This window comes from Arthrobacter rhamnosi (genome assembly GCF_054510855.1).
The window spans coordinates 142545-165417 of the sequence record NZ_JBTNDT010000006.1; the positions used below are offsets into that span (position 1 = coordinate 142545).

General features: G+C 69.0%; 23 protein-coding genes. 6 read left to right on the forward strand and 17 right to left on the reverse strand.

Annotated elements, in window-relative coordinates:
• The first annotated feature begins 12 nt into the window (after positions 1-12).
• Positions 13-468 (forward strand): PLD nuclease N-terminal domain-containing protein, encoded by a 456-nt coding sequence (locus ACX80I_RS13150; protein WP_459345565.1) that lies wholly within the window; start codon positions 13-15, stop codon positions 466-468.
• Between the two features lie 310 nt (positions 469-778).
• Here the strand turns inward: ACX80I_RS13150 and ccsB are convergent, their stop codons facing one another.
• Genes ccsB through ACX80I_RS13175 form a run of 5 tightly spaced genes read right to left on the reverse strand, consistent with a single transcriptional unit; the run spans position 779 to position 5747 of the window.
• A complete protein-coding gene (gene ccsB, locus ACX80I_RS13155; protein WP_459345566.1) occupies positions 779-1810 on the reverse strand; it encodes a c-type cytochrome biogenesis protein CcsB in 1032 nt (343 codons plus the stop codon).
• Positions 1807-3537, reverse strand: a complete 1731-nt coding sequence (gene resB / locus ACX80I_RS13160; RefSeq protein WP_459345567.1) for a cytochrome c biogenesis protein ResB — start codon at positions 3535-3537, stop codon at positions 1807-1809. The genes ccsB and resB overlap by 4 nt, the downstream gene beginning before the upstream one ends.
• 50 nt (positions 3538-3587) lie before the next feature.
• Complete coding sequence (locus ACX80I_RS13165; RefSeq protein WP_459345660.1) at positions 3588-4391, reverse strand: cytochrome c biogenesis CcdA family protein; 804 nt, start codon at positions 4389-4391, stop codon at positions 3588-3590.
• A gap of 21 nt (positions 4392-4412) precedes the next feature.
• Positions 4413-5030 carry a TlpA family protein disulfide reductase gene (locus ACX80I_RS13170; protein ID WP_459345568.1) on the reverse strand — a complete coding sequence of 206 codons (618 nt, stop codon included), beginning with the start codon at positions 5028-5030 and terminating at the stop codon, positions 4413-4415.
• Positions 5031-5069: 39 nt separating this feature from the next.
• The gene (locus ACX80I_RS13175) at positions 5070-5747 is read right to left on the reverse strand and encodes a histidine phosphatase family protein (RefSeq protein ID WP_459345569.1); all 678 of its coding nucleotides are present in this window, start codon (positions 5745-5747) and stop codon (positions 5070-5072) included.
• A 169-nt stretch (positions 5748-5916) separates the two neighbouring features.
• On the opposite strand from ACX80I_RS13175, the gene ACX80I_RS13180 reads away from it, so the two are divergent.
• Both ACX80I_RS13180 and ACX80I_RS13185 read left to right on the forward strand, forming a co-directional pair.
• Complete coding sequence (locus tag ACX80I_RS13180; protein WP_459345570.1) at positions 5917-6474, forward strand: YceI family protein; 558 nt, start codon at positions 5917-5919, stop codon at positions 6472-6474.
• 192 nt (positions 6475-6666) lie between these two features.
• Complete coding sequence (locus ACX80I_RS13185; protein ID WP_459345571.1) at positions 6667-7350, forward strand: hypothetical protein; 684 nt, start codon at positions 6667-6669, stop codon at positions 7348-7350.
• An 83-nt stretch (positions 7351-7433) separates the two neighbouring features.
• On the opposite strand, the gene ACX80I_RS13190 is transcribed toward ACX80I_RS13185, so the two are convergent.
• Together ACX80I_RS13190 and ACX80I_RS13195 are read right to left on the reverse strand one after the other, a co-directional pair.
• On the reverse strand, positions 7434-8141 hold the full coding sequence (locus tag ACX80I_RS13190; protein ID WP_459345572.1) for a redox-sensing transcriptional repressor Rex: 708 nt from the start codon (positions 8139-8141) through the stop codon (positions 7434-7436).
• A 168-nt stretch (positions 8142-8309) separates the two neighbouring features.
• A complete protein-coding gene (locus ACX80I_RS13195; protein WP_459345573.1) occupies positions 8310-8567 on the reverse strand; it encodes a glutaredoxin family protein in 258 nt (85 codons plus the stop codon).
• A gap of 60 nt (positions 8568-8627) precedes the next feature.
• Here ACX80I_RS13195 and ACX80I_RS13200 point away from each other — a divergent pair, with 60 nt between their 5' ends.
• A complete protein-coding gene (locus tag ACX80I_RS13200; RefSeq protein ID WP_459345574.1) occupies positions 8628-9440 on the forward strand; it encodes an HAD family hydrolase in 813 nt (270 codons plus the stop codon).
• Between the two features lie 164 nt (positions 9441-9604).
• Here the strand turns inward: ACX80I_RS13200 and ACX80I_RS13205 are convergent, their stop codons facing one another.
• The 4 genes from ACX80I_RS13205 to ACX80I_RS13220 all read right to left on the reverse strand — a co-directional run bounded on the left by ACX80I_RS13205 (position 9605) and on the right by ACX80I_RS13220 (position 12180).
• A complete protein-coding gene (locus ACX80I_RS13205; RefSeq protein ID WP_003792170.1) occupies positions 9605-9703 on the reverse strand; it encodes a 30S ribosomal protein bS22 in 99 nt (32 codons plus the stop codon).
• Between the two features lie 194 nt (positions 9704-9897).
• Entirely contained in the window at positions 9898-10110 is a 213-nt protein-coding gene (locus tag ACX80I_RS13210) for a helix-turn-helix domain-containing protein (protein ID WP_459345575.1), read from the reverse strand.
• 183 nt (positions 10111-10293) lie between these two features.
• Positions 10294-10926: an ArsR/SmtB family transcription factor gene (locus ACX80I_RS13215; RefSeq protein ID WP_459345576.1), complete on the reverse strand. Its 633-nt coding sequence runs from the start codon at positions 10924-10926 to the stop codon at positions 10294-10296.
• Between the two features lie 51 nt (positions 10927-10977).
• Positions 10978-12180 (reverse strand): acetoin utilization protein AcuC, encoded by a 1203-nt coding sequence (locus ACX80I_RS13220; protein WP_459345577.1) that lies wholly within the window; start codon positions 12178-12180, stop codon positions 10978-10980.
• Positions 12181-12313: 133 nt separating this feature from the next.
• On the opposite strand from ACX80I_RS13220, the gene ACX80I_RS13225 reads away from it, so the two are divergent.
• A complete protein-coding gene (locus ACX80I_RS13225; protein WP_459345578.1) occupies positions 12314-13726 on the forward strand; it encodes a TrkH family potassium uptake protein in 1413 nt (470 codons plus the stop codon).
• Positions 13719-14387, forward strand: coding sequence for a potassium channel family protein (locus tag ACX80I_RS13230; protein WP_087074562.1), 669 nt, complete (start codon positions 13719-13721; stop codon positions 14385-14387). The genes ACX80I_RS13225 and ACX80I_RS13230 overlap by 8 nt, the downstream gene beginning before the upstream one ends.
• A gap of 37 nt (positions 14388-14424) precedes the next feature.
• Here ACX80I_RS13230 and proC read toward each other — a convergent pair whose 3' ends face one another.
• From proC to trhO, 6 genes are all read right to left on the reverse strand, one after another.
• Positions 14425-15276: a pyrroline-5-carboxylate reductase gene (proC, locus tag ACX80I_RS13235; protein ID WP_459345579.1), complete on the reverse strand. Its 852-nt coding sequence runs from the start codon at positions 15274-15276 to the stop codon at positions 14425-14427.
• A gap of 227 nt (positions 15277-15503) precedes the next feature.
• Positions 15504-16346 carry a sugar phosphate isomerase/epimerase family protein gene (locus ACX80I_RS13240; RefSeq protein WP_459345580.1) on the reverse strand — a complete coding sequence of 281 codons (843 nt, stop codon included), beginning with the start codon at positions 16344-16346 and terminating at the stop codon, positions 15504-15506.
• Positions 16297-17310 carry a Ppx/GppA phosphatase family protein gene (locus tag ACX80I_RS13245; RefSeq protein ID WP_459345581.1) on the reverse strand — a complete coding sequence of 338 codons (1014 nt, stop codon included), beginning with the start codon at positions 17308-17310 and terminating at the stop codon, positions 16297-16299. The genes ACX80I_RS13240 and ACX80I_RS13245 overlap by 50 nt, the downstream gene beginning before the upstream one ends.
• A 51-nt stretch (positions 17311-17361) precedes the next feature.
• Positions 17362-20109 (reverse strand): type I DNA topoisomerase, encoded by a 2748-nt coding sequence (gene topA, locus ACX80I_RS13250; protein WP_459345582.1) that lies wholly within the window; start codon positions 20107-20109, stop codon positions 17362-17364.
• Between the two features lie 123 nt (positions 20110-20232).
• The gene (locus ACX80I_RS13255) at positions 20233-21933 is read right to left on the reverse strand and encodes a DUF7059 domain-containing protein (protein WP_459345583.1); all 1701 of its coding nucleotides are present in this window, start codon (positions 21931-21933) and stop codon (positions 20233-20235) included.
• Positions 21933-22859, reverse strand: coding sequence for an oxygen-dependent tRNA uridine(34) hydroxylase TrhO (gene trhO, locus ACX80I_RS13260; RefSeq protein WP_459345584.1), 927 nt, complete (start codon positions 22857-22859; stop codon positions 21933-21935). The genes ACX80I_RS13255 and trhO overlap by 1 nt, the downstream gene beginning before the upstream one ends.
• Positions 22860-22873: the final 14 nt, after the last annotated feature.

Here is a 22873-nt window from a genome sequence, read left to right on the forward strand (position 1 = left end):
TACAATTGGCGCATGCCCCGCCTCCTGCTCTTCGCCGCGATCCTGGGGGTCGCCGTCGTGATCTATGCACTGATCGACTGCGTCATGAGCCGAAAACACGAAGTGCGGAGCATCTCGAAGACCGCGTGGTTCGTCACGATCCTCGTACTGCCGCTCATCGGTGCGGGAATGTGGTTCCTGTTCGGCCGCCCGCGCAGCGAGGGTCCCTCCGGGCCGCGCCGCCCGGCGCCCCGCACGCCGACCGCTCCCGACGACGATCCCGCATTCCTCCAGAACCTCGAGGCCCAGCGCCGGCAGCGGGCCCGCGAGCAGGAAAAACGCCTCCGCGAGAAGGAACAGCGGGAGCGTGATGCCAAGGCCCGCGACGCCTCCGGCGACAGCCGCAAGGACGACAAGCACGACGGCGAGGGCAACGGCGAGGGCAACGACGACGCCGGATCCGGTCCTGCGGGAGTCCACCGCCCCTGACGCGTCCGGAGCCCTGACACCTCGCGCGGCGACGTGTCGGCCCCGACGCCCGCAGCCCCTCCCGGTACGCGAAAGCCTCCAGAGGCGCCCGCGGCCCCTCCCAGCATGCGAAAGCCCCTAGCGACGCCCGCCGGCCCCTCCCGGCATGCGAAAGCCTCCAGAGGCGCACGCAGCCCCTCCCGGCATGCGCGAGCCTCCGCGGCGACGTCGGCCCGCGGCCGCCCTGCGGCACCCTGTCCTCCCGGTACGCGAAAGCCCCGCGGCACGTGCCGCGGGGCTTTCGTATACCGGGGAGGACGGGAGACCCGGCCTAGACCCCGGAGTAGCTGTGGAGGCCGGAGAAGTAGATGTTCACGATCGTGAAGTTGAACACGATGCACAGGTACCCGACGATCGAGAGCCACGCTGCACGTGTCCCGGTCCAGCCGCGCGTAGCCCGCGCGTGCAGGTACCCGGCGTAGACGGTCCAGATCACGAAGGTCCAGACCTCCTTGGTGTCCCAGCCCCAGTAGCGGCCCCACGCCTGCTCCGCCCAGATGGCACCGGCCATGAGGGTGAAGGTCCAACCGACGAAGGCGATGGCGTTGAGGCGGTAGGACAGGTTCTCGAGGCTGAGGGCGGACGGCACCAGGCGGAGGAATTTCGCGGGGTCCGCCTTACCCGCGAGGAGCTTGGCCTCGCGCGAGGTCTGCAGGAGCTGGAGCACGGACATCGAGAACGTGATCGTGAACAGTGCCGAGGACGCGACGGCGATGGATACGTGCACGATCAGCCAGTAGCTCTGCAGGGCCGGGATCAGGCGCGCGACCGGCGTGGGGAACCCGACAGTGGCGGCGCACAGCATGATGACCACGAGTCCCACCACGAAGGAGCCGACGAAGCGCAGGTCCTTGCGGGTGAGGGTGATGAGGAAGATCGCCGCGACGAGGAACGCGCCCGTGGTGCAGAACTCGTACATGTTGCCCCACGGGACGCGGTGCGCGGCGACTCCACGGGTGATGACGGCGGCACCGTGGATGACGGCGGCCAGGATTGTCAGCGAGACGGCGATCCGCGCGGTCCTGCGGCGGGGCCCGGATCCGTACTCCATGGAGTCGTCGGCCGCAGGCGACGTCCTCGCGGCCGCCGTCGTCGAACCCGCCCCACGGGAGCCGACACCGGCGAGGGCACGCGCGGGGCTCGCCTGCTCGCCGGCGAGGCGCGCTTCGAGGGAACCGATGGTCGGGCTCGACTTCACGAGGTCGAGCACGAAGAAGACGAGTGCCACCACGTAGGCGATGGAGGCCAGCAGCATGAAGAGCTCACTGACCTGCCCGAGCTCAGCGTTGACTGGTGCTGTCATGAGTTGTCCTTTGAGTTGTGGTGCGACTGCCCCGCGCCGGCTGCCGACGAGGCGCCGACCTCCTGCTGTCCATTTTCCCCCGCCGCGGCGGACGGCACCAACCAGCGGTCCGCCAGCAGCTTCTCGACGGCCTTGCCCTCGGTCGGCAGTCGGTTGTCCTCGCCGCGCGCGAGGAGCCCGTACTCGACCATGATGCGCCCGTCCGGGTGTTCGCCCGTCCGCACCCAAAGCCTGCGACGGCCGATGAACAGGGACGCGGAGAGGCCGAGCAGCGCGAGGGTCGAGAACACGAGGGCTCCCGTCTCGCCCGGATCGTGGTGGATGTCGAGTGCGACGTAGCGCTTGAGCCCGTCGAAGGTGATCGACCCCTTGCCCTCGGGCAGATCGAAGGTCTGGCCCACGCCGAGCACGATGCCGCCGTCGTCACTGTTCCGGCTGTTGAGCTCGGTGAGGTTCTCGGTATCGAGGACGTAGACGTTCTCCGGCGTGCCGTCGTCCAGCCCCAGGTCCCCGTAGTAGGAGTTCAGGTTGAGCTGCGGGTTGAAGGGGTCCGGGTCGCGCGAGAAGGAGACGCCCTGCTCGTCGACGAAGGCGGTGGGGAGGAAGAAGCCCACGAACCCGAGCTGGTCCGGCTTGGCATCCGGAGCCTTGATGACCATCAGGGAGGTGTAGAGGCCGTCCGACGGAACCGCGACGACGGGGCCCTGCTGGGCGATGTTCCCCTCGCCGTCCCGGACCGTCACCACGGGCGCGTAGCCGTTGCCGACGAGGTACACGTTCGTCCCGCCGATCGTGAGTGGTGCGTTGACCTTGAGGACCTGCTGCGTCTCGTCCTCCCCCGGCCCGTCCTGTGTGGTGACGTTCGCGGTGAAGTCGAGCGGCTGACCGTAGTGGCTCTCCTGCTCCCGGTCGAAGCGGACGTCGAACGAGTCGAGGCGGAGCGAGTACGGCTCGAGCTGGTCGTCCGAGAAGTTGGAGCCGGGGTTGAAGGTGTCGTAGCCGATGAGGGCGTTGACGAAGCTTTCACCCTCGACGACGACCTTCTGGCCGTTGTAGCCGAAGAGCCCGCCGACGGCGACCGAGACCAGGACGCCGATGAGTGAGGTGTGGAAGACGAGGTTGCCGAGCTCCTTCGCCAGGCCGCGCTCCGCGCCGACGGACGGACGGTCGGTCTCCGCGTCGCGCAGGTCCACGCGGTAGCCGCGCTTCCGCAGGACGGCGGCGGCCTCCTCGGCGGCGGACGCCGGGGTGAGACCGGCTTCGCGTGCGGTGTGCGCGGGCACCTCGAGCGTCCCGTAGACGGGCAGGCGGGAGAGCCGCTTGGGAGTGCGCGGGGGCTTGGAACGGACGGCCTTGAAGTGGGCGATCGCCCGCGGCACCACGCACCCGATGAGGGAGATGAAGAGCAGGAGGTAGATCGCGGAGAACCAGACCGATGAGTAGACGTCGAACAGCTGGAACCAGTCGAGGACGGGCCCGGTGTCGGGGTTGTCCTGGATGTACCGCGTGACCACGGCGGGATTGGCGGGGCGCTGCGGGAACAGCGAACCGGGAACGGCGGCGACGGCGAGCAGGAGGAGCAGGAACAGCGCGGTGCGCATGCTGGTGAGCTGCGTCCAAGCCCACCGCAGGGTGCCGAGGAACCCGAGTGAGGGCAGCACGACGTCGGACGTCGCGCCCTGGGCGCCTGCCCGTTCCCTCGTGTCCTGCGGAGTGTCCTGCTTCACTGTACCCTTTCCCTTCGTGTCGGTCCTCGCGTGGCTTGGGTCGTCATGGGTCAGATCGGCAGGACGACGTTGCCGATGAGGAGGTCCTGGAGTTGCGTGATCCAGTAGTTCCAGACGCCGGTCACCATGAGGACTCCGACCAGCACCAGCAGCCCTCCCCCTGCCCGCTGCAGCAGGAGCCGGTGCTTCCGGAAGAAGGCGAGGGCTCCCATGCCGCGCCGCACGCCCAGTGCGATCAGCAGGAACGGCAGGCCCAGGCCCAGGCAGTAGACGAACGTGAGGACGGCGCCCTTCAGGGCCGTCGCATCGTTCCCGGAGATCGCCAGCAGCTGCACGGCCCCCAGTGTCGGACCGATGCACGGAGCCCAGCCCAGTCCGAAGGTCACACCGAGCAAGGGGGCACCCAGGAGCCCCGCGGGCACCTTCGCGTGCACACGGCTCTCGCGCTGGAACCAGGAGATGCCGCCCATGAACACGATGCCCAGCAGGATCACGACGAGGCCGAACACCTGGATGAGCCATCCCTGCGAGACCCTCAGGAACGCTCCGAGCTGGCCGAACAGCGTTCCGTAGGCCATGAAGACGACGGAGAAACCGAGGACGAAGAGCCCGATCCCGGCGAGCATCCTCCCCTTCTTCTGCTTCTCGAGGTCCACTCCCGTCAGTCCCGTGACGTACCCGAGGTATCCCGGGACCAGGGGCAGGACGCAGGGGGACGCGAAGGAGACGAGGCCCGCCAGCAGCGCGACCGGCAGGGCGAGGAGCATGGAGCCGTTGAGGACGGCGTCGGCGAAGGCGTTCCCCGCCACGAGGGGAACGGACACGGTCAGCTGGCCCGCCATCGACAGGGTCATCGGCACGGCGCGGCGACCGCGCTACTCGGCGAGCGCATCGGAGATGAGCGCCTTGAGGGTCCCGCGGTCGGCGAGTCCGAGGATGCGTGCGGAGACCCGGCCCTCGCGATCGAGGACGATCGTGGTGGGAACGGCCTGCGGGGGAACGTACTGCGTCATATCGAGCAGCACCCCGCCGTCCTTGTCCTTGAAGCTCTCGTAGGGGATGCCGAAGCTGCGCTCGAAGGCCTCTGCCGTCGCCTGCTCGTCGCGGATGTTCACGCCGTAGAACGCTGCGCCCTGGGGTCCGTACTCGTCGTGGAGTGCCACGAGGTCGGGCGCCTCTTCCCGGCAGGGTGCACAGGAGGCGTACCAGAAGTTCAGGACGGTGACCTGGCCGCTCCAGTCGGAACTGGAGACGGAGGTGCCGTCGAACAAGCTGCCGGTCACGTCCACGGGCTCGCCCCGGTCCGCCTCCGCGTACTCGGTGACGGAGCCGTCCCCCGCAATGTAGTTCTTGCCGTCCCCCGCTGCGGCCTGCTGGGCGAGAGGATCCTCAGCGGCGCAGGACGCTACGAGCGAAACCGGCACGCTGAAGGCCAGCACCATACCCAGCTTGAGCAGGAGGCGGCGCTTGGGAGAACGGGCGGTTGTGGTCACGGCTTCTTCCGATGATTTCTACGGCGTGTAGTAATTCTATTACGCGCCGGGGACATTCGCCGCACCGGGCAGCAGGTCGGCGCAGGGCTCCGCGTAGCGCACCCGCCGGATGGCGTCGCCCTCGAAGTCGAGGGACGTGACCGACGTGAGCGTGCACTCGCGCTGGCGCGGGTCGTGCCACAGTCGGCGGTGCTCGGCGGCCAGCCTCGTCACCCAGATCGGCAACTGGTGGCTGACCAGGATGGCCTCGGGCGGACGATCCGCTGCTTCCTGTCCTGCGAGCTCGACGGCACGGCGTCGGGCATCCTGGACGCCCGCCATCACGCGCTCCACCTGCTGGTGGTAGGGCTCACCCCAGGACGGCTTGAACGGGTTGACGAGGAGCGGCCAGTAGCGCGGCTGGCGGAGCCGGCTCTTGATCTTCGACATACCCTCGAAGCCGTTCTCCGCCTCGATGATGCGCTCATCGGTCGTGATCGGGAGGCCCAGGGCGTCGGCAAGCGGCTGCGCCGTCTCCTGTGCCCGGGTGAGCGGAGACGCCACGAGGTGGACGATATTGGCACCCTCGTCCCGCCGCTGTTCGAAGTAGCCGGCCACCTGCTCGGCCATCCGCCGGCCGAGTTCGGAGAGGTGGAACTCGGGGAGCCTCCCGTAGAGGACCCCCTCGGGGTTGTGGACCTCACCGTGGCGCACCAGGTGGACGGTTGATCTCTGCATGCCTCCAGTTTCCCGCATGGCCCCGTGCGACGGCCAATCGGGAATCACGGCCGCCGGCCCTCGCCATCGCTTTACTTGAAGGTTTTACCGATCTCTGGAATAAAAGATGCATACGCATGCTTTTGTATCTCGTAAGCATGCGCCACCCACTTCCACTCAGGAGTTCACCATGACTGTCCCCTCAGGCCTCACCACCGGCACCTGGTCCTTCGACCCCGCTCACAGCGAAGTCGGCTTCAGCGTCCGCCACGCAGGCATCAGCAAGGTCCGCGGCTCGTTCAAGGACGTCGACGCATCCCTCGCGGTCGGCTCCTCCCTTGAGGACTCCCGCATCACGGCGACCATCAGGACCGCCTCCTTCACCTCGGGTGACGAGAACCGCGACGCGCACGTCAAGGGCGCCGACTTCTTCGACGTGGAGGAATTCCCGGAGATGACCTTCGTCTCGACGTCCCACGAGGGCTCGGGCGAGACCTACAGGATCCACGGCGACCTCACCATCCGCGGCATCACCCGGCCCGTCGTCCTGGACGCCGAGTTCAACGGCGTCGCGGTCGATCCCTTCGGTGCCACCCGCGCCGGCATCTCCGCCTCCACCAGCATCTCCCGCAAGGACTTCGGCCTGACCTGGAACGCGGCCCTCGAAGCCGGCGGCGTCCTCGTCGGCGACAAGGTGACCATCACCATCGAAGCCGCCTTCGTGGCTTCCGCCGCCGTAACGGTCTGATCGGCCGCCCGGTTTCCCTGCCGAAAGGCACTGCGGCTCACGGCCGGCGTCGTCCACTGGACGACGCCGGCCGTCGGCGTTGAGCCCTGTTCCCGCCCGGTCCGACGAACTAGGCTGACATGGACCGCATCCGCGCACGGCGCGTCCAGAGGGGCGCCCCGGCCGGATGGCAGACCACACGACGGGGCCGCGATGAGCACGCAGGACAACCCGCCTTCGGGCCAGGACGACAGGCAGTTCGGGACTCCCCCGGGTTCGACGGGCGGCACGTCCCCGTCCGGGCAGCAGGGCCCCTGGCAGCAGAATGGCGGCAGGACAGGCTACGGCCAGATGGGACAACCGGGCCACGCCGGCCAGTACGGCTACCAGGCCGCCCAACCCTACGCCTACCCCGGCGGAGGTGCGGGCCCGCGGCCGGTGGAGAAGGGTCCCGCTCCGGTGGAGGTCGTGAGGGCCTACTACCTAATCGTGGCCGCCGGCGCCCTCTCGCTCGTCGCGTCGATCATCTCGGCCCTGACCACCGAGGTACCCGACATCGCGGGCGCATCAGTCGGCGTCGGGCTGGGCATCGTGTTCGCGGCGCTCTTCGCCGCCGTGTACGTGGTGCTGGCGGTCTTCATCAGGAAGGGCCACAACTGGGCGCGCATCACCGCGACGGTGCTCGCCGCGCTGAACGTGATGTCCGTCCTCAGCAGCTTCCTCCTCATGCCGCTGGTCGGCCGGGCCGCCGAGCTGAGCGACCAGCCCCTGGCGACGCCGTCAGAACTGTCGCTCGCACTGGCCGTCATCGTCATGCTCCTCGGAGTCGCCGGCGTCGTCCTGACGTATCTCAGGCCCTCGCGGCCCTACTTCGCGCCGCGGCGGCTCGGCTACTGAGCGCGGCCCCGCATCGAGCGGATCATGCCGCGAGCGGGCTACTGGGCGCGGCCCGGCCTCGAGCGGGTCACGCGTCGGGCGGGCTACTGGGCGCGGGAGATCGGGCCGAGGTCCGGCTCCTGCGCCCTCTGCGCGTGGTACGCCAGGATCTGCAGCTCCGTGGACATGTCCACCTTCCGCAGCTGCACGTGCGGCGGCACCTGCAGCACCACCGGCGCGAAGCTGAGGATGCTCGAGATCCCCGCGGCGACGAGCCGGTCGCACAGCTCCTGCGCCACGGACGCCGGCACGGCGAGGACCACCATGTTGGTCCGGGTGCGCTCCAGCACCGTCTCGAGGTCGTCCACGGCGCTGACGCGGAGATACCCCACTTCGGAACCGACCACGAGCTGGTCCGCATCGAAGATCGCGACGATCTCGAAGCCGCGTGAGACGAACCCGGAATAGCCGGCCAGCGCGCGCCCGAGATTACCTGCGCCGAGAATGGCCACGCGCCAGTCCAGCGTGAGCCCGAGGGCGATGGAGATCTGTCGGTTCAGGTACTGCACGTCGTACCCGACCCCGCGCGTGCCGTAGGACCCGAGGTAGGAGAGGTCCTTGCGGAGCATCGGAGAGTTGACACCGGCGGCATCCGCCAGCTCCTCCGACGACACGCGTTCGATGCCCTCGGCCAGCAGGGAGTTGAGCGCCCGCAGATAGATGGTGAGCCGGGCGACGGAGGCCGGCGGAATGTGACGCGCCGAGTCGCCCACGGGGTGAAGGCCTGGCATCTCCGGCGTTGTCACTGTCATCGGCTCCGTTGCTAGCACCGCCGCGCCCGGTGCCGGGGCGGCAGTTCCTGGTGTCCCCCGGCGTCGGGGGCGGAAGTAGAACCACTGTATGCCGACGACGCGGGGCCTCCAAGCCGGGCCCTGCCCGGCAGGACGGTCAGCGCCCGGCAGGCCCGGGCAGGGCGGCCCCTAGGACAGCAGCCGGCGCAGCCTCGTCTCGTCGATGGACCAGAAGTCCCGCTGCACGCCGTCGATGAACAGGACGGGCAGTTCCTCGGCGAACCGTTTCCCGAGGGCGGGCGCATCCGTCACGGACAGCTCCCGCCACCCGAGGCCGAGTTCCGCCGTCACCCGCCCCACGACGATGCGCGCGTCCTCGCAGAGGTGGCACTCCGGCCGGGTCAGGAGAACGACGCCGGCACCAGGCGGATCCGCGGGCATTTCCATCCTCCAACCGTACTGCCGCGCCGCAGGGCAGGCACGGAGGGAAAGAACTAGACTCGCATCATGCCGGACGCCGCCCGGGGCACGCAGCCCTCCCAAGAGCCTCCGGCGCCGGCCGAGGGCGAAGCAGCCTTCTTCGATGTCGACAACACGCTGATGCGCGGCGCGAGCCTGTTCCACGTGGCCCGCAAGATGTACCAGCGCAAGGCCTTCACCCTCCGCTTCGCCGCGGGGCTGGCGTGGAAGCAGCTTCGCTTCATCATGCGGGGTGAGACGATGACGGACGTCAATTCGGTCCGCGACGCCGCCCTCGCCTTCGCCATCGGCATCGCCCACGAGGACATCCTCGCCCTCGGCGAGGAGGTGTACGACGAGATGATCGCCTCGAAGATCTGGCCCGGCGCCCGCGCCCTCGCGGAGCAGCACCTGTCCTCGAACCGGCAGGTCTGGCTCGTCACCGGGACGCCCGTCGAGGTCGCCGCGGTCATCTCGAGCCGCCTCGGACTGACCGGCGCCCTCGGCACGGTAGGCGAGGTCGCGGACGGCCTCTATACGGGAAAGCTTGTCGGCGAGTTCCTGCACGGACCCGCGAAGGCCGCCGCCATCGTGGCGCTGGCGGAGCGCGAGAACCTCGACCTTGCGCGCTGCTGGGGATACAGCGACTCCTACAACGACATCCCGCTGCTGACGGTCGTGGGGCATCCCGTCGCCATCAATCCGGACAGCAAACTCCGCCGCCACGCCCGCGCGAACAACTGGCCCGTCTACGACTTCCGCAGCGGCCGGCGGGCCGCCACGTTCGGCCTGCGCGCGGCCACCGTCGCCGGCTCCATCTACGGACTCTGGCGCGGGTTCTCCCGCTTCAGGGCCCACTGACGCAGCTGCCCCGTCCGTCCGGACAGCCCCGGCAACCCCCTCCGGACAACCCCGGCGGTGCTCCCGGAGCCCCCGGACAACCCCTGGAACGACGACGGCCCGGCTCCCCGCAGGGCGGGGATCCGGGCCGGTCGGCACACTCCGGCTCGAGGCCGGGCGCCTGTCTACTTCTTGTTGCGGCGCTGGTGACGGGTCTTGCGAAGCAGCTTGCGGTGCTTCTTCTTTGCCATACGCTTGCGGCGCTTCTTGATTACTGAACCCATAGAGTCCTCACAAACTGTTGTGTAGCCAGCGCGGATCCAGGCAGGAAGCCAGGAGGCCGGCGCTGTGATGACGAAAGGCGCATGCCTGCTGGCAGTTGCCCGGATGATGCAAAAAGTCGAGCGGGCCTAGGCCCGCCCCAAACGCTCCTTAACAGGGTACATCCGTTTGGAGAACGGACTGGACGGCCCGCCGCTCAGGCGCTCTCGGTCCGCACGTCGACCTGCGCCCGGTGGAGGAACTCCCCCACTGCCGATTCGGGGACCCGGTAGGACCGACCGAACTGGACTGCCGGCAGGTCTCCCGCGTGGACGAGCCTGTACACCGTCATCCGTGAGACACGCATGAGCTCGGCCACCTCCGCGACCGTCAGAAACTGCACATCCGAGAAATTCTTCCCGTCTGCCATCACACCACTATTCCTTTGCATGGAGGCCTGGATCCCGCTCCGGGACCGGCATCGAGAAGGATGCCCGGAGCGACTGCACGGCGTGTCGCCTTGTAGCAAAGGATGATCCGCCTGAGGAATCACTTTAGTGGCTGGTGCAACCAAACGAAAAGGACGCCCGGCACCGGCCCCGCACAGAGGGCCTCAGGAATCGCGACGACGGCGCAACTGCGACAGGAGATCTGCGGCGCGCTCGGCGGCCCTGCCCATGGTCCTGCCGATCTGCGCTCTCGGGGCACCTTGCTCGACCGGGACCTCCGGATCTGCCAGGACCGCAGCGGCGAGGACTCCCGCGTCTGCCGGCGTCGCCTCGGCGACCGCGCGGGACACGCCCTCCGGCACGACATCCGGCACAGCATCCAGTACAGGATCCGGTGCCGCGTCCGATCCCGCCTCAGGTACAGCCTCAGGTACAGCGTCCGGACCAGCGTCCGATGCCGTCTCGGGTCCCGCGCCGGACCCGGTTCCTGCGGCGACGCTTCCGCCGGCCGGTTCGGCGGCCCCGGGCTCCGCCACGCGCGGATCGAATTCGGCGAGCCAGTCCCGCACGAGCCCGAGAGGGGCGGTGTCCAGTGAGTAGTAACGCTTCTGACCCTGTGCCCTCATGCTGACCAGCCCTGCCTCCCGGAGGACTTTCAGGTGCTTGGACACCGTCGGCTGGCTCACCTGCAGCTCGACAACGAGCTCCCCCACCGCTTTGTCGCCGTCGCGCAGATGCTTGAGGATCTGCCTGCGCGTTCCTTCGGCGATGACAGCGAATACATCATCGATTCCCATTCGCCCACCCTAGCGATATATACGCCGGACGGCATCCTGATGCCCGGGAGATCAGTCGAACCAGGGGTCCAGCCCGTGGAGCGGGAACACTGCCTTGCGGGTGGCCATCACCGTGCGGTCCAGGTCGTCGTTCGGGTCGTACCCGATCTCCCAGGAGCGCCACCACGGATCGGCGCCGTCGCCCATCAGCGCCGGGGTGTCGATCCCGTGCCGCTCGAGCACGTAATCCCGCCACGCCGCAGGCACCGGAGTCGATGGCACTATCGCGGCTCCGGCGGCCACGGCGACCAGCAGCGTCCAGGACCGGGGCACCACGCTCGCCAGGGCGTAGCCGCCGCCGCCGGTCGCGATCCACCGCCCGTCGCAGAGCCGGTCCGCCAGCTCCCGCACGCCGAGCATCATCGCGTGCTGTGCGTCGACGCTGACGCGCAGGTTGGTGAGCGGATCCTCCCGGTGGGAGTCGCAGCCGTGCTGGCTGACGATGACATCGGGCGCGAAGGCTGCGGCGAGCTGCGGCACGACGGCGTGGAAGGCCCGCAGCACGGCGGAATCCCCCGCGACCGTCGGCAGCGCGACGTTCACGGCGTAGCCCTCGGCATTCGGTCCGCCCGTCTCGTTGGCGAAGCCGGTCCCGGGGAAGAGACTCATGCCCGTCTCGTGGAGGGAGATCGTCATGACGCGGGGTTCGTCCCAGAAGATGCTCTGGGTTCCGTCGCCGTGGTGGGCGTCGACGTCGATGTAGAGGACGCGCCGGGCGCCGCGGTCGAGCAGGCGCTGGACGGCCGCCGCGGCGTCGTTGTAGATGCAGAAGCCGCTCGCGCGCGACCGGGCCGCGTGGTGCATGCCTCCGCCGAAATTGACCGCCCGCACGACGGAGCCCTGCAGAATCGCGTCGGCGGCGCCCAGCGAACCGCCCGCAAGGCGGGCGCTCGCCTCGTGCATGCCCACGAACGCTGGGGTGTCCTCGGTGCCGAGTCCCCTTCCGGCGTCCGAGCGGTCCGGGTTGCTGCTGACACTGCGGACGGCACTGATGTAATCGGGGCTGTGGACCGTCGCGAGGTCGTCGTCCGAGGCCACGAAGGGTGACGCGACCGTCACGTGGCCGAGGTCGAGCAGGCCGCAGTTCCGCGTGAGGCGGGCGGTGAGGTGCAGCCTCTCCGGGTTCATGGGGTGCTGTCCGCCGAAGTTGTAGGCCAGCATCGATTCGTCCCAGACGACCTGTAGGGGCACCGCTGGCCCTGAATGCGTAGACATCCCTGCAAGGCTACGCGATAGGCGATATTCCGACGATGCATCCGGGTGAGATGCTTTACTACTGCAAGGGACAAGGGATGATTCCGATGCCGCTTCGGCGGGAGGACCAGCGAACGGGGCAGAGCGGGCGGCAATGGTGAATTTCCAGCCACGACGGCTGAAGGACGATCACAACGGGTACTTCAGGCTGTTGGCCTCGATCCGCGACTTCGTCGACTCCTTCGCGAACAGCTCGCCCGCCCGGCTCGCCCTCTTCATCTTCACCGCCGTCATCCTGGTCTTCACGGCACTGCTGAGCCTGCCCATGTCGACCAACAGCGGCACGGTCACCCCCCTCCACGATGCGTTCTTCACAGCGGTGTCCGCCGTCTGCGTCACCGGGCTCACCGTCGTGTCCACGGCGACGCACTGGTCCTTCTTCGGGCAACTGGTGATCCTGCTCGGCATCTTCATCGGCGGCCTCGGCACCCTCACGCTCGCGTCCCTCCTGGCCCTGATCGTCAGCAAGCGCCTCGGGGTCCGGGGGAAGCTGCTGGCGCAGGAGGCCCTGAACAATGCGAGCCGCCTCGGTGAGATCGGCACGCTCCTGCGGATCGTCATCACCACCTCCGTGGTGATCGAGGTGGTGCTCGCCGTCGTCCTGATCCCCCGGTTCATGCTCCTCGGCGAACCGTGGTGGCAGGCGCTCTGGCACGGCATCTTCTACTCCATCTCCGCCTTCAACAACGCAGGCTTCACCCCGCACAGCGACGGACTGGTGCCCTACGAGACGGATCTCTGGATCCTCACCCCCCTCATGGTGGGCGTCTTCCTCGGCAGCCTCGGCTTCCCCGTGGTCATGGTCCTCGTGCAGGTGGGCTACCGGTTCAGGAAGTGGACGCTGCACGCAAAACTCACGGTGTCCGTCTCGCTGATCCTGCTCGTAGCGGGCACCTTCGCGTGGGGATTCCTCGAGTGGGAGAACAGCCGCACGATCGCCGACCTCAGCGTCGCCGACAAGACCATCCATGCCTTCTTCGCCTCGGTCATGACGCGCTCCGGCGGGTTCAACCTCGTGGACCAGAACGACATGAACACGACGACGATGCTCCTGACGGACGCCCTCATGTTCGCGGGCGGCGGGTCCGCGTCGACGGCCGGCGGGATCAAGGTCACCACCATCGCCGTCATGTTCCTCGCTATCGTTGCCGAAGCACGCGGTGACTCCGACGTGCGGGCCTGGGGACGCACCATCCCGCACAGCGTGATGCGCGTCGCCATCTCGGTGATCTTCATGGGCGCCACGCTCGTCCTGGTCGGCAGCGGCCTCATCCTCGCCCTCTCCGACGAACCGCTCGACAAGGTGGTCTTCGAGGTCATCTCCGCGTTCGCGACCGTCGGCCTCAGCACCAACCTGAGCGCCGAACTGCCCCCTGCAGGCAAGTACGTCCTGTCCGCCCTGATGTTCGCCGGGCGCATGGGCACCATCACCCTGGCCTCGGCCCTCGCGCTGAGGCAGCGCAGCACGCTCTACCACTACCCCGACGAGAGGCCGATCATTGGCTGAAAGACCCGCCCACAACGCACCCGTCCTCGTGATCGGACTCGGCCGCTTCGGCGCGGCCACGGCCGAACAACTGGTCCGACAGGGCCGCGAGGTCCTGGCCATCGAGCGGGACCCGCAGCTGGTCCAGAAGTTCGCGGGCATCCTCACGCACGTCGTGGAGGCGGATGCGACGAACATCGACGCACTCCGTCAGCTCGGTGCCCAGGAGTTCTCCGCCGCCGTGGTCGGGGTCGGGACCTCTATCGAGTCCAGTGTGCTCATCGCCGCCAACCTCGTGGACCTCGGCATCGACCACCTGTGGGTCAAGGCCATCACCCCGTCGCACGGCAAGATCCTCAAGCGCATCGGCGCCAACCACGTCATCTATCCCGAGGCGGACGCCGGCCAGCGGGCCGCGCACCTCGTCGGCGGGCGCATGCTCGACTTCATCGAGTTCGACGACGGCTTCGCGATCGTGAAGATGTACCCGCCGAAGGAGACCCAGGGCTTCACGCTCGCCGAGTCGTCCGTGCGCTCGAAGTACGGCGTCACGGTGGTCGGCGTGAAATCACCCGGCGAGGACTTCACCTATGCGCGGCCCGAGACGAAGGTGTCCGGCCGCGACATGCTGATCGTCTCGGGGCACGTGGACCTGCTCGAGCGCTTCGCCGGCCGGCCCTAGCCACGGCCCGTCGGGGTCGGCCGACGGCCCGGCGGGGTCAGGCCGGCTCCGCCAGCTCGCGGGTGATCTCGGCCGCGCGGGCAGTGGCGGCCTGGGCGCCGTCCGCGATGATGTGTGCCAGCCCGAGCTTGTCGAAGGTCTCGATCGCGCTCTGCGTGGTGCCGTTCGGGCTGGTGACCGCCCGCCGCAGCGCCGAGGCGTCAGCGCCCTCCTCGGCGAGCATGAAGCCTGCCCCGGCGACCGTCTCGCGGGCGATCAGCCCGGCCAGGTCCGGATCGAGTCCGAGCTCCTCGCCTGCCGCGGCCATGGCCTCGGCGAGGTAGAAGGCGTAGGCGGGGCCGGAGCCGCTGACGGCCGACAGCGCGTCGACCTGCTCCTCCGGGATCTCGACGACGGTCCCGGCCGGCCGCAGCAGCTTCCGCGCCTGCGCCATGAGGTCCGGTCCGGCGGAGGATCCCGCGGAGATGGACAGCACCCCCCTGCCCAGCCGTGAGGGGGTGTTGGGCATCGACCGGATGACAGGCTGCCCCGCGGGCAGGGCGGCCTCGATCATCGCGATGGACACGGCGGCGGCAACGCTCAGGACCACGGCGGAGGGCTTCAGCGCCGGAGCGACCTCCCGGGCGAGCGGGACGATGCCCACGGGTTTCACCCCCAGGATGACGACGTCGGCGTCCTGGACGGCTGCGGTGTTCGCGCCGTCGACCTCCGAGGTGGCCCGCGCGTCGATCCCGTGGCGGTGCCGGAGTTCCTCCGCTCGCTCGGCGCGCCGCACGGTGGCCGTGACCAGGGCGGGGTCGAGACCGGCCGCCAGGAGCCCGGCCAGGATGGACTCGTTCATGGATCCGCAGCCGAGGAAGGCGATGCGCTGCGTGGTGTCCGTCGTCATGGCCCCATCCTGCCACGAGCTGTTTCCAGCCCGTTCCCAGCGTTCTGGGTGTTACGGCACAAGGAAGGCGCCTAGTATTCCAACTACCCCATAAAGGTGCGAGTGATAGGCCGGAATTCCTGATCCGGTCCGGCGTCGGCGGTAGTGGATGATCCCCAACATCCGTTTCCGCCGGCGCCATTCTTCGTGGTTCCGGCCCCGTCTCACCCGCCGTTGCCGGCGGAACGTCAGTGGCGCAGGTTCATCCGCGCGAAGCGGAGCGTCTCCGCGAGCCATTCCTCGCGCTCGCCCGCCCCGCGGGCCCGGCGCGTGCTGACCTCCACGGCCACCACCCCGTCCCACTCTGCGTCGGCGAGGTGGTTGAGCGCCTCGGCGCACCGCTGCTGGCCCTGGCCCGGGAGCAGGTGCTCGTCCTTGCCGTTCGGCGTGCCGTCCGTCAGGTGCACGTGCGCGAGCCTGTTCCCCAGGGTCCGGATCTCCTCGTAGGAGTCCATCCCGGCGATCGCGGCATGGGAGAAGTCCCACGTGATGCGCTCGTACGGCTCGGGAACGGGGTTCCAGTGCGGCAGGTACGCTTTCGCCTCGCGGCCCCGGACCTTCCACGGGTACATGTTCTCGACGGCGATCTCGACGCCGTACTCGCGGGCGACCCGCGTGATGCCCTCCGGGAACTCCTCGGCATAGCCCGTCTGCCACCGGAACGGGGGATGCGTCACCACGGTCTTCGCCCCCACCTCCGCGGCCATGGCGGCGGAGAGCTCGATCTTCGTCCAGGCCTTGCCCCACACCTGCTGCGTCAACAGGAGGGTCGGTGCGTGGATGGCCAGGATCGGCATCTCGTAGCGCTGGCTGAGCATGCTGAGCTGGTCGGGGTTCTGGCTCACCGAGTTGTTGGTGACCATGACCTCCACGCCGTCGTAGCCGAGGTCCTGTGCGAGCGCGAAGGCGTCGTGGACGGAGAGCGGATAGACGGATGCGCTGGACAGCGCGACCGGGATGCGGCCGTCGGGCTGTGCCACGTCAGGCTCCCCCGGGCAGGGACACACGGCGTGCCGAGTCGAGCTGGACATGGCCCACCCCGACTCCGGGCAGCGGCTCGTCGGCCTCGAACATCTTGGCGTCGAACCGCCGCAGCAGCAGGCCTTCCCGCAGCGCCCAGGGGCAGATGTCCATGGACGGGACGTCGAACAGTTCGAGGGCGCATTCGGCGACGAGCGCACCCGCGAGGACCTGCGGCGCACGGAGTTCGGAGACGCCGTCGAGGTTGATGCGGTCCTTGACGCTCATCGCGGCCAGCCGCTTGGTCCACAGCTTGAGGTCCTCCAGGCGCAGCTCGCGGCGCACGAAGGGCCCGGCGGCCGACGGGGCCGCCCCTGCGATGCGCGCCAGCGAGCGGAAGGTCTTCGAGGTGCCGGCCACGAGGTGGGGGCTGCCGAGGTGGGCGAACTGCGGCACCGCTTCCCGGAGGGTCTCCCGGATGTAGCGGCGCAGTTCCTTCACGCTCTTCGCCGACGGCGGGTCCCCGCGGAGCCAGTCGCGGGTGAGGCGGCCCGCGCCGAGCGGAACGGACAGCGCCACCTCGGGGAGCTCGTCCGTGCCCATCGCCATCTCGAAGGACCCACCGCCGATGTCGAGGTTGAGGATGGACTCGGCGCCCCAGCCGTACCAGCGGCGGACGGCCTGGAAGGTCACCGCGGCTTCCTGGTCCCCGGACAGTTCCTGGAGGTCGACGCCGGTCTCCTCGCGTACGCGCGCGAGGACCTCGCTGCCGTTGCCGGCCTCGCGGATGGCCGAGGTGCAGAACGCGAGGAAGTCCTCGGCGTCGTGCCCGCGCGCGAACTCACGCGCCTCGCCGACGAAGCCCACGAGCTCGTCCTGGCCCTCCCGCGAGATGCTGCCGTGCTCGTCGAGATAGGCCACGAGCTGGAGGGGCTTCTTGTGGGAGGCGAACGGCACGGGACGCCCACCCGGGTGGGCGTCCACGAGCAGCAAATGGACCGTGTTCGACCCTATGTCCAGCACACCTAGCCGCATTGTTCCCGCGCTTCCCGCTCATCCCCCGATATCGTCTGTTGTCCCGCGGCGCTACTTGCCCGCCGCGACCTTGCGCTTCGCAGGCGCCCGGCGCGTGGTCTTCTTCGGGGCCGGGCCCTTGGCACGCTTGTCGGCGAGCATGTCGATCGCCTGTTCACGTGTCAGTTCCTCGATCGCCATGGAGCCGGGCACCGTGATGTTGGTGACGCCGTCCGTGATGTAGGGGCCGAAGCGGCCGTCCTTCACCACGATGGGCTTCTCGCTCACGGGATCGTCCCCGAACTCGGCCAGCGGTGGGGTGACCGTCCTGCCGGCACGCTGCTTGGGCTGCTTGTAGAGTTCCTGCGCCTGCTCGAAGGTGATCGTGAAGATCTCCTCCTCCGAGCCGATGGAGCGGGAGTCGCTGCCCTTCTTCAGGTACGGGCCGAATCGGCCGTTCTGCACCGTGATCTCCTTGCCGTCCTCATCCGTCCCGAGGACGCGCGGCAGGTTCATCAGCTTGAGGGCATCCTCGAGCGTGACCGTGTCCACCGACATGGACTTGAAGAGCGAGCCGGTGCGCGGCTTGACCTTCGCGGGCTTCTTCGGCGGCTTGGGCTTGCCGTTCTTGTAGTACTCGACCGGCTGGCTGGCCAGTTCCTCGGCCGTCTGCTCGGGGATCAGCTCGATCACGTACGGTCCGTAGCGGCCGTCGCGTGCCACGATGGTCCGCCCGGTCTCCGGGTCGGTCCCGAGGACACGCTCCTCCGACGTCGGGGCCTCCATCAGCTCGATCGCCTTCTCGGCGGTCAGCTCGTCCGGCGCGAGGTCCTCGGGCACGTTCGCACGCTGCGGCTCGGTCCCCTCCGGTGCGTCCGGTGGCAGGGGCTTCTCGAGATACGGTCCGAACTTGCCCACGCGCAGCGTGATGCCGTCGGCGATCTCCACCGAGTTGATGCGGCGCGCGTCGATCTCGCCGAGCTCGCTGACGATCGTGTGCAGGCCGGTGTCCTTGCGGTCCCCGTAGTAGAAGTGGTTGAGCCACTCCACACGGCCGGTCTCCCCGCGGGAGATGCGGTCCAGGTCCTCCTCGAGCTCCGCCGTGAAGTCGTAGTCGACGTAGTCGTTGAAGTGCTCCTCGAGCAGGCGTACCACGGAGAAGGCGATCCAGCTCGGCACGAGGGCCTGGCCCCGAGTCCGGACGTAGCCGCGGTCCATGATCGTGGACATCGTCGCGGCGTAGGTCGACGGGCGGCCGATGCCGCGCTCGTCGAGGACCTTCACCAGGGACGCCTCGGTGTAGCGCGGGGGCGGCGACGTCTCGTGGCCGGAGGCCTCGATCGCCGTCGCGCCGAGGGCATCGCCCTGGTCGACGTTGGGCAGGCGCGTACCCTGCGCGTCGTCGTCGGTGCCGTCCTCGTTGCGGTCCGCGTCGCGGCCTTCCTCGTAGGCGGCCATGAAGCCACGGAAGGTGATGACGGTGCCGGATGCGGAGAATTCGGCATCCCGGCCGTCGGCGCTCCTGGCACCGAGGCGCAGCGAGGCCGTCGAGCCCTTGGCATCCGCCATCTGCGAGGCGACGGTCCGCTTCCAGATCAGCTCGTAGAGCCGGAACTCGTCGCCACGCAGGCCCTGCGCCACCTGGGCGGGCGTGCGGAAGGAGTCGCCGGCGGGGCGGATGGCCTCGTGCGCCTCCTGCGCGTTCTTGGCCTTGCCCTTGTAGACGCGGGGAGACCCGGGGACGTACTCCGGGCCGTACAGCTCCGACGCCTGGCGACGGGCGGCGTTGATGGCCTGGTCCGACAGCGCCGACGAATCGGTACGCATGTAGGTGATGTACCCGTTCTCGTACAGCCGCTGCGCCACCTGCATGGTGACCTTCGAGCTGAAGCGCAGCTTGCGGGCCGCCTCCTGCTGCAGGGTCGACGTGGTGAACGGCGCCGCGGGACGGCGCGTGTAGGGCTTGGTCTCCACGGACCGCACGGTGAAGGCGGCGCTCTCCAGCCCGACGGCGAGGGAGCGCGCGGCGTCCTCGTCGAGCCGGACGGCGCTGGCCGCCTTCAGCTCACCGCGGTCGGAGAAGTCCTTGCCGGAGGCGATGCGGCTGCCGTCGACGGCGACGAGCTTCGCGGGGAAGGTGCTGCCCTTCGAGGAATCCTCGGGTGTGAAGGTGCCCGTGAGGTCCCAGTACGACGCCGCGCGGAACGCCATGCGCTCGCGTTCGCGTTCGACGACGAGGCGGGTGGCGACGGACTGCACGCGGCCGGCGGACAGGCCCCGGGCCACCTTGCGCCAGAGGACGGGTGAGATCTCGTACCCGTAGAGCCGGTCGAGGATACGCCGGGTCTCCTGGGCATCGACCATGGGGATGTCGACGTCGCGCAGTTCGCCCATGGCGCGCGTGACGGCTTCCTTGGTGATCTCACCGAACGTCAGCCGGTAGACGGGGACCTTCGGCTTGAGGACCTGCAGCAGGTGCCAGGCGATGGCCTCACCCTCGCGGTCCGCATCGGTTGCGAGGTAGAGCTCGTCGGCGTCCTTCAGGGCTGCCTTGAGCTCCGCGACGGTCTTCCGCTTCTCGGGGGAGACGACGTAGTACGGCTCGAAATCCTTGTCGAGGTCCACCGCGAACTTGCCGACGGAGGACTTCTTGAGTTCCGCGGGGAGGTCGGAGGGCTGCGGCAGGTCGCGGATGTGCCCCATGGACGCGGCGACCTGGAAGCCCTCGCCGAGGTAGCCCGAGATGCTCTTGATCTTGCTGGGGGACTCAACGATGACGAGCTTCTTGCCGTGCTTCTTGTCCGTGGCCTTGGTCGGCACTTCTCTCCTATATAAGCGGGTGCGATGCCGCAGCAGGAACGCGGATATCCGGTCCGGATCCCGCTGCTGGGCCTCACCTGACAGTATGCGTCATGCGTACCTGCACAAGGGTAACCGCTGGTTTCAGGGCGCAGGAATCAGGAAGCCTTCCCGGATGAGCTGCTCGACGTCGACCAGCAGTGCCGCGGTGAAGGCCGCATCGGGCCTCTCCAGCAGCATGGCGAGGGCGCCCGCGATCTGCCCCGCCGTGAGGTCGCCGTCGCACGCGGAGACGAATCCGGCGAGCTCGGTGCTCAGGAGCGTGGTGCGCCGGAGGCCGGCTCCCTGCCGCAGAAGGATGACTCCGGGGTGCTCGGCACCGGGCCGCTGGTGGCGTTCCTCGGTGACGTCGTCGGCGACGAGCAGGAACTCGTCGGCGATGCCGATGCCCGAGGCGGCCTGCTCGGTGTGGGCGGCCAACCAGTCGCTGCGGCTGACGGCGGCGGCCAGGTGCGGGCCCACGGGCTGCTCGATGTCGTGGGTGATCTCCTCGAGCGTCACGCGGACGAGGTTGCTGGGTGTGCCCGGCCTGCGGAGCCACACCGACCCGAAGCCGATCGCCTCGACGTTCCGGGAGGCGAAGTCGGCCAGGTAGGCGGCGAAGCCGTCCAGGTAGGAGCCGCGGTCACGATTCTCGGCGGCGTCGCGCAGCCACGTCTCGGCGTACTGCACCGGCGTCAGCTGCTCACGCTGGATGATCCAGGCGTCCACGCCGGGAGGGACGAAGCTCCGGATGCGGCGATCCCACGCCGCACCCTCGGTGATCTCCCAGTTGCCGAGCAGTTGCGCGGCACCGCCCGGTGCGAGGATCCCGGGCAGGTCCCGGACCAGAGTCTCGACGATGGCATCCCCTGCCAGTCCCCCGTCACGGTAGGTATAGCCTTCCTCCCCCGTGCGCGGCGTGATCACGAAGGGCGGATTGGAGACCACCAGGTCGAAGTGCTCCCCCTCGACCGGCGCGAGCAGGCTGCCCCGGCGGAGGAGAACCCGGTCCCCGAGCCGCTGGGCGTCGATGTCCAGTGCCGGTGCGTTGAGCAGGAGGTTGAACCGGGCGAACGCGAGGGCGCGGTCGGAGATGTCGGTCGCCGTCACGTGGCGGGCGTGCGCCAGGAGGTGGAAGACCTGGATGCCGCACCCTGTTCCCAGGTCCAGGGCCCGGTCCACCGGCGTCCTCATGACGGTCTGAGCCAGGGTCAGCGACGCCCCTCCGATGCCCAGGACGTGGTCGTGGCGCAGGGCTCCTGGGCGCTGTTCCGCACCGAGGTCGCTCGCCACCCACAGGTTGCCTCCGACGTCCGAGCCGTAGGGACGCAGCTCGACAGCTGCACGCCAGCGCGTGGGGGCCGCTCCCGCATCGCTGCCGGCGGCACCGTCAGCGGTATCTCCGCCGGCTCCCGTGGCGCCTTCCGCGGCGACGCCGTCAGGCCCGGCCCTCTCGATGAGCCTCAGGCGTTCGAGGCCGGGGACGCTGACGCCGGGGAAAGCGGCCCGGAGCCCCTCTTCCGGAACAGTCTCCCCGAGGAGCCACAGCAGCACCGGGATGACCTGCGCGGTCCCGCCTCCACGGAGGAGGCGCCGGCATTCCAGGAGCGCCGGCACCAGCTGGCCCCGGCCGAGTGCGGAGTACGCGGGAGCGCCGAGAAGGGCTTCGACGCCGTCGACGGTGTAGTCGAGGGCAGCCAGGTCCCCGGCGAGCGCCTCGAGCGATGTCAGGTCCGTGCTCGACGGCGCGGACGCGACGTCGTCGTCGAACTCCTGCCGGCCGGCACTTCCGGTGACCGGCATCAGGCAGCGCCTGCTGCCGTGGCCTCGGCCTCGTCGGACTCGCACCCCTGCGGGCAGCGCAGGGTGGCGGGGTCCGCAGCGCACCCGGCGCAGTACAGGGTCAGGTTGCGGCAGGACGGGTTGGAGCAGTTCTCGAACTTGTTCGTGGGTGTCTGGCAGCGCACGCACTTGCCGATCGTCACGGCGTCGTCGCTGAATTCGAGGTGCATGCGCTTGTCGAAGACGTAGAGCGAGCCCTCCCAGAGTCCGCCGTCGCGGTACTTCTCGCCGTAGCGCACGATGCCGCCGTCGAGCTGGTAGACCTCCTGGAAGCCGCGGTTGACCATGAGGCTGGAGAGCACCTCGCAGCGGATGCCGCCCGTGCAGTAGGTCACGACAGGCTTGTCCTTCAGGTCGTCGTACTTGCCGGAGTCCAGTTCGCGGACGAAGTCGTGCGTGGTGCGCACGTCGGGGACCACCGCCCCCTTGAAGCGGCCGATCTGCGCCTCGAGGGCGTTCCGGCCGTCGAAGAAGACGACCTCCTCCCCCTCCGCCCGCTTGGCGTCGACCAGCGCATGCAGCTCCTCGGGCGCGAGGTGCGTGCCGCCGCCCACGACCCCGTTCCCGTCGACCTTCAGCTCACCCGGGGCACCGAAGGAGACGATCTCGTCCCGCACCTTCACGCTCAGCCTCGGGAAGTCGTCCGCGCCGCCGTCGGACCACTTGATCTCCATGCCACGGAACGCCGGGTACTCACGCGTCGTCTTCACGTACTGCTTCACGGCCGAGATCTCGCCGCCCACCGTTCCGTTGATGCCGTCCCTGGAGATGAGGATCCTCCCGCGCAGCCCCCACTTCTCGCAGAGTGCGCGCTGCCACAGGCGGATTGCCTCAGGATCCGGCAGGGGTGAAAAGGCGTAATAAAGGGCAATACGGTTCATCGACACGGCTTAAAGCCTAC

Bases quoted from the DNA above. Each gene is read 5' to 3' on its own strand.
- ACX80I_RS13165 (WP_459345660.1), bottom strand. From the start codon at position 4,391: ATGACCCTGTCGATGGCGGGCCAGCTGACCGTGTCCGTTCCCCTCGTG.
- ACX80I_RS13200 (WP_459345574.1), top strand. From the start codon at position 8,628: ATGCCGGACGCCGCCCGGGGCACGCAGCCCTCCCAAGAGCCTCCGGCG.
- ACX80I_RS13185 (WP_459345571.1), top strand. From the start codon at position 6,667: ATGAGCACGCAGGACAACCCGCCTTCGGGCCAGGACGACAGGCAGTTC.
- ACX80I_RS13195 (WP_459345573.1), bottom strand. From the start codon at position 8,567: ATGGAAATGCCCGCGGATCCGCCTGGTGCCGGCGTCGTTCTCCTGACC.
- ACX80I_RS13150 (WP_459345565.1), top strand. From the start codon at position 13: ATGCCCCGCCTCCTGCTCTTCGCCGCGATCCTGGGGGTCGCCGTCGTG.
- proC (WP_459345579.1), bottom strand. From the start codon at position 15,276: ATGACGACGGACACCACGCAGCGCATCGCCTTCCTCGGCTGCGGATCC.
- ACX80I_RS13215 (WP_459345576.1), bottom strand. From the start codon at position 10,926: ATGGGAATCGATGATGTATTCGCTGTCATCGCCGAAGGAACGCGCAGG.
- ACX80I_RS13240 (WP_459345580.1), bottom strand. From the start codon at position 16,346: ATGTCCAGCTCGACTCGGCACGCCGTGTGTCCCTGCCCGGGGGAGCCT.
- ACX80I_RS13190 (WP_459345572.1), bottom strand. From the start codon at position 8,141: ATGACAGTGACAACGCCGGAGATGCCAGGCCTTCACCCCGTGGGCGAC.
- ccsB (WP_459345566.1), bottom strand. From the start codon at position 1,810: ATGACAGCACCAGTCAACGCTGAGCTCGGGCAGGTCAGTGAGCTCTTC.
- ACX80I_RS13255 (WP_459345583.1), bottom strand. From the start codon at position 21,933: ATGCCGGTCACCGGAAGTGCCGGCCGGCAGGAGTTCGACGACGACGTC.
- ACX80I_RS13245 (WP_459345581.1), bottom strand. From the start codon at position 17,310: ATGCGGCTAGGTGTGCTGGACATAGGGTCGAACACGGTCCATTTGCTG.
- ACX80I_RS13180 (WP_459345570.1), top strand. From the start codon at position 5,917: ATGACTGTCCCCTCAGGCCTCACCACCGGCACCTGGTCCTTCGACCCC.
- ACX80I_RS13210 (WP_459345575.1), bottom strand. From the start codon at position 10,110: ATGGCAGACGGGAAGAATTTCTCGGATGTGCAGTTTCTGACGGTCGCG.
- ACX80I_RS13175 (WP_459345569.1), bottom strand. From the start codon at position 5,747: ATGCAGAGATCAACCGTCCACCTGGTGCGCCACGGTGAGGTCCACAAC.
- ACX80I_RS13225 (WP_459345578.1), top strand. From the start codon at position 12,314: ATGGTGAATTTCCAGCCACGACGGCTGAAGGACGATCACAACGGGTAC.
- ACX80I_RS13220 (WP_459345577.1), bottom strand. From the start codon at position 12,180: ATGTCTACGCATTCAGGGCCAGCGGTGCCCCTACAGGTCGTCTGGGAC.
- ACX80I_RS13205 (WP_003792170.1), bottom strand. From the start codon at position 9,703: ATGGGTTCAGTAATCAAGAAGCGCCGCAAGCGTATGGCAAAGAAGAAG.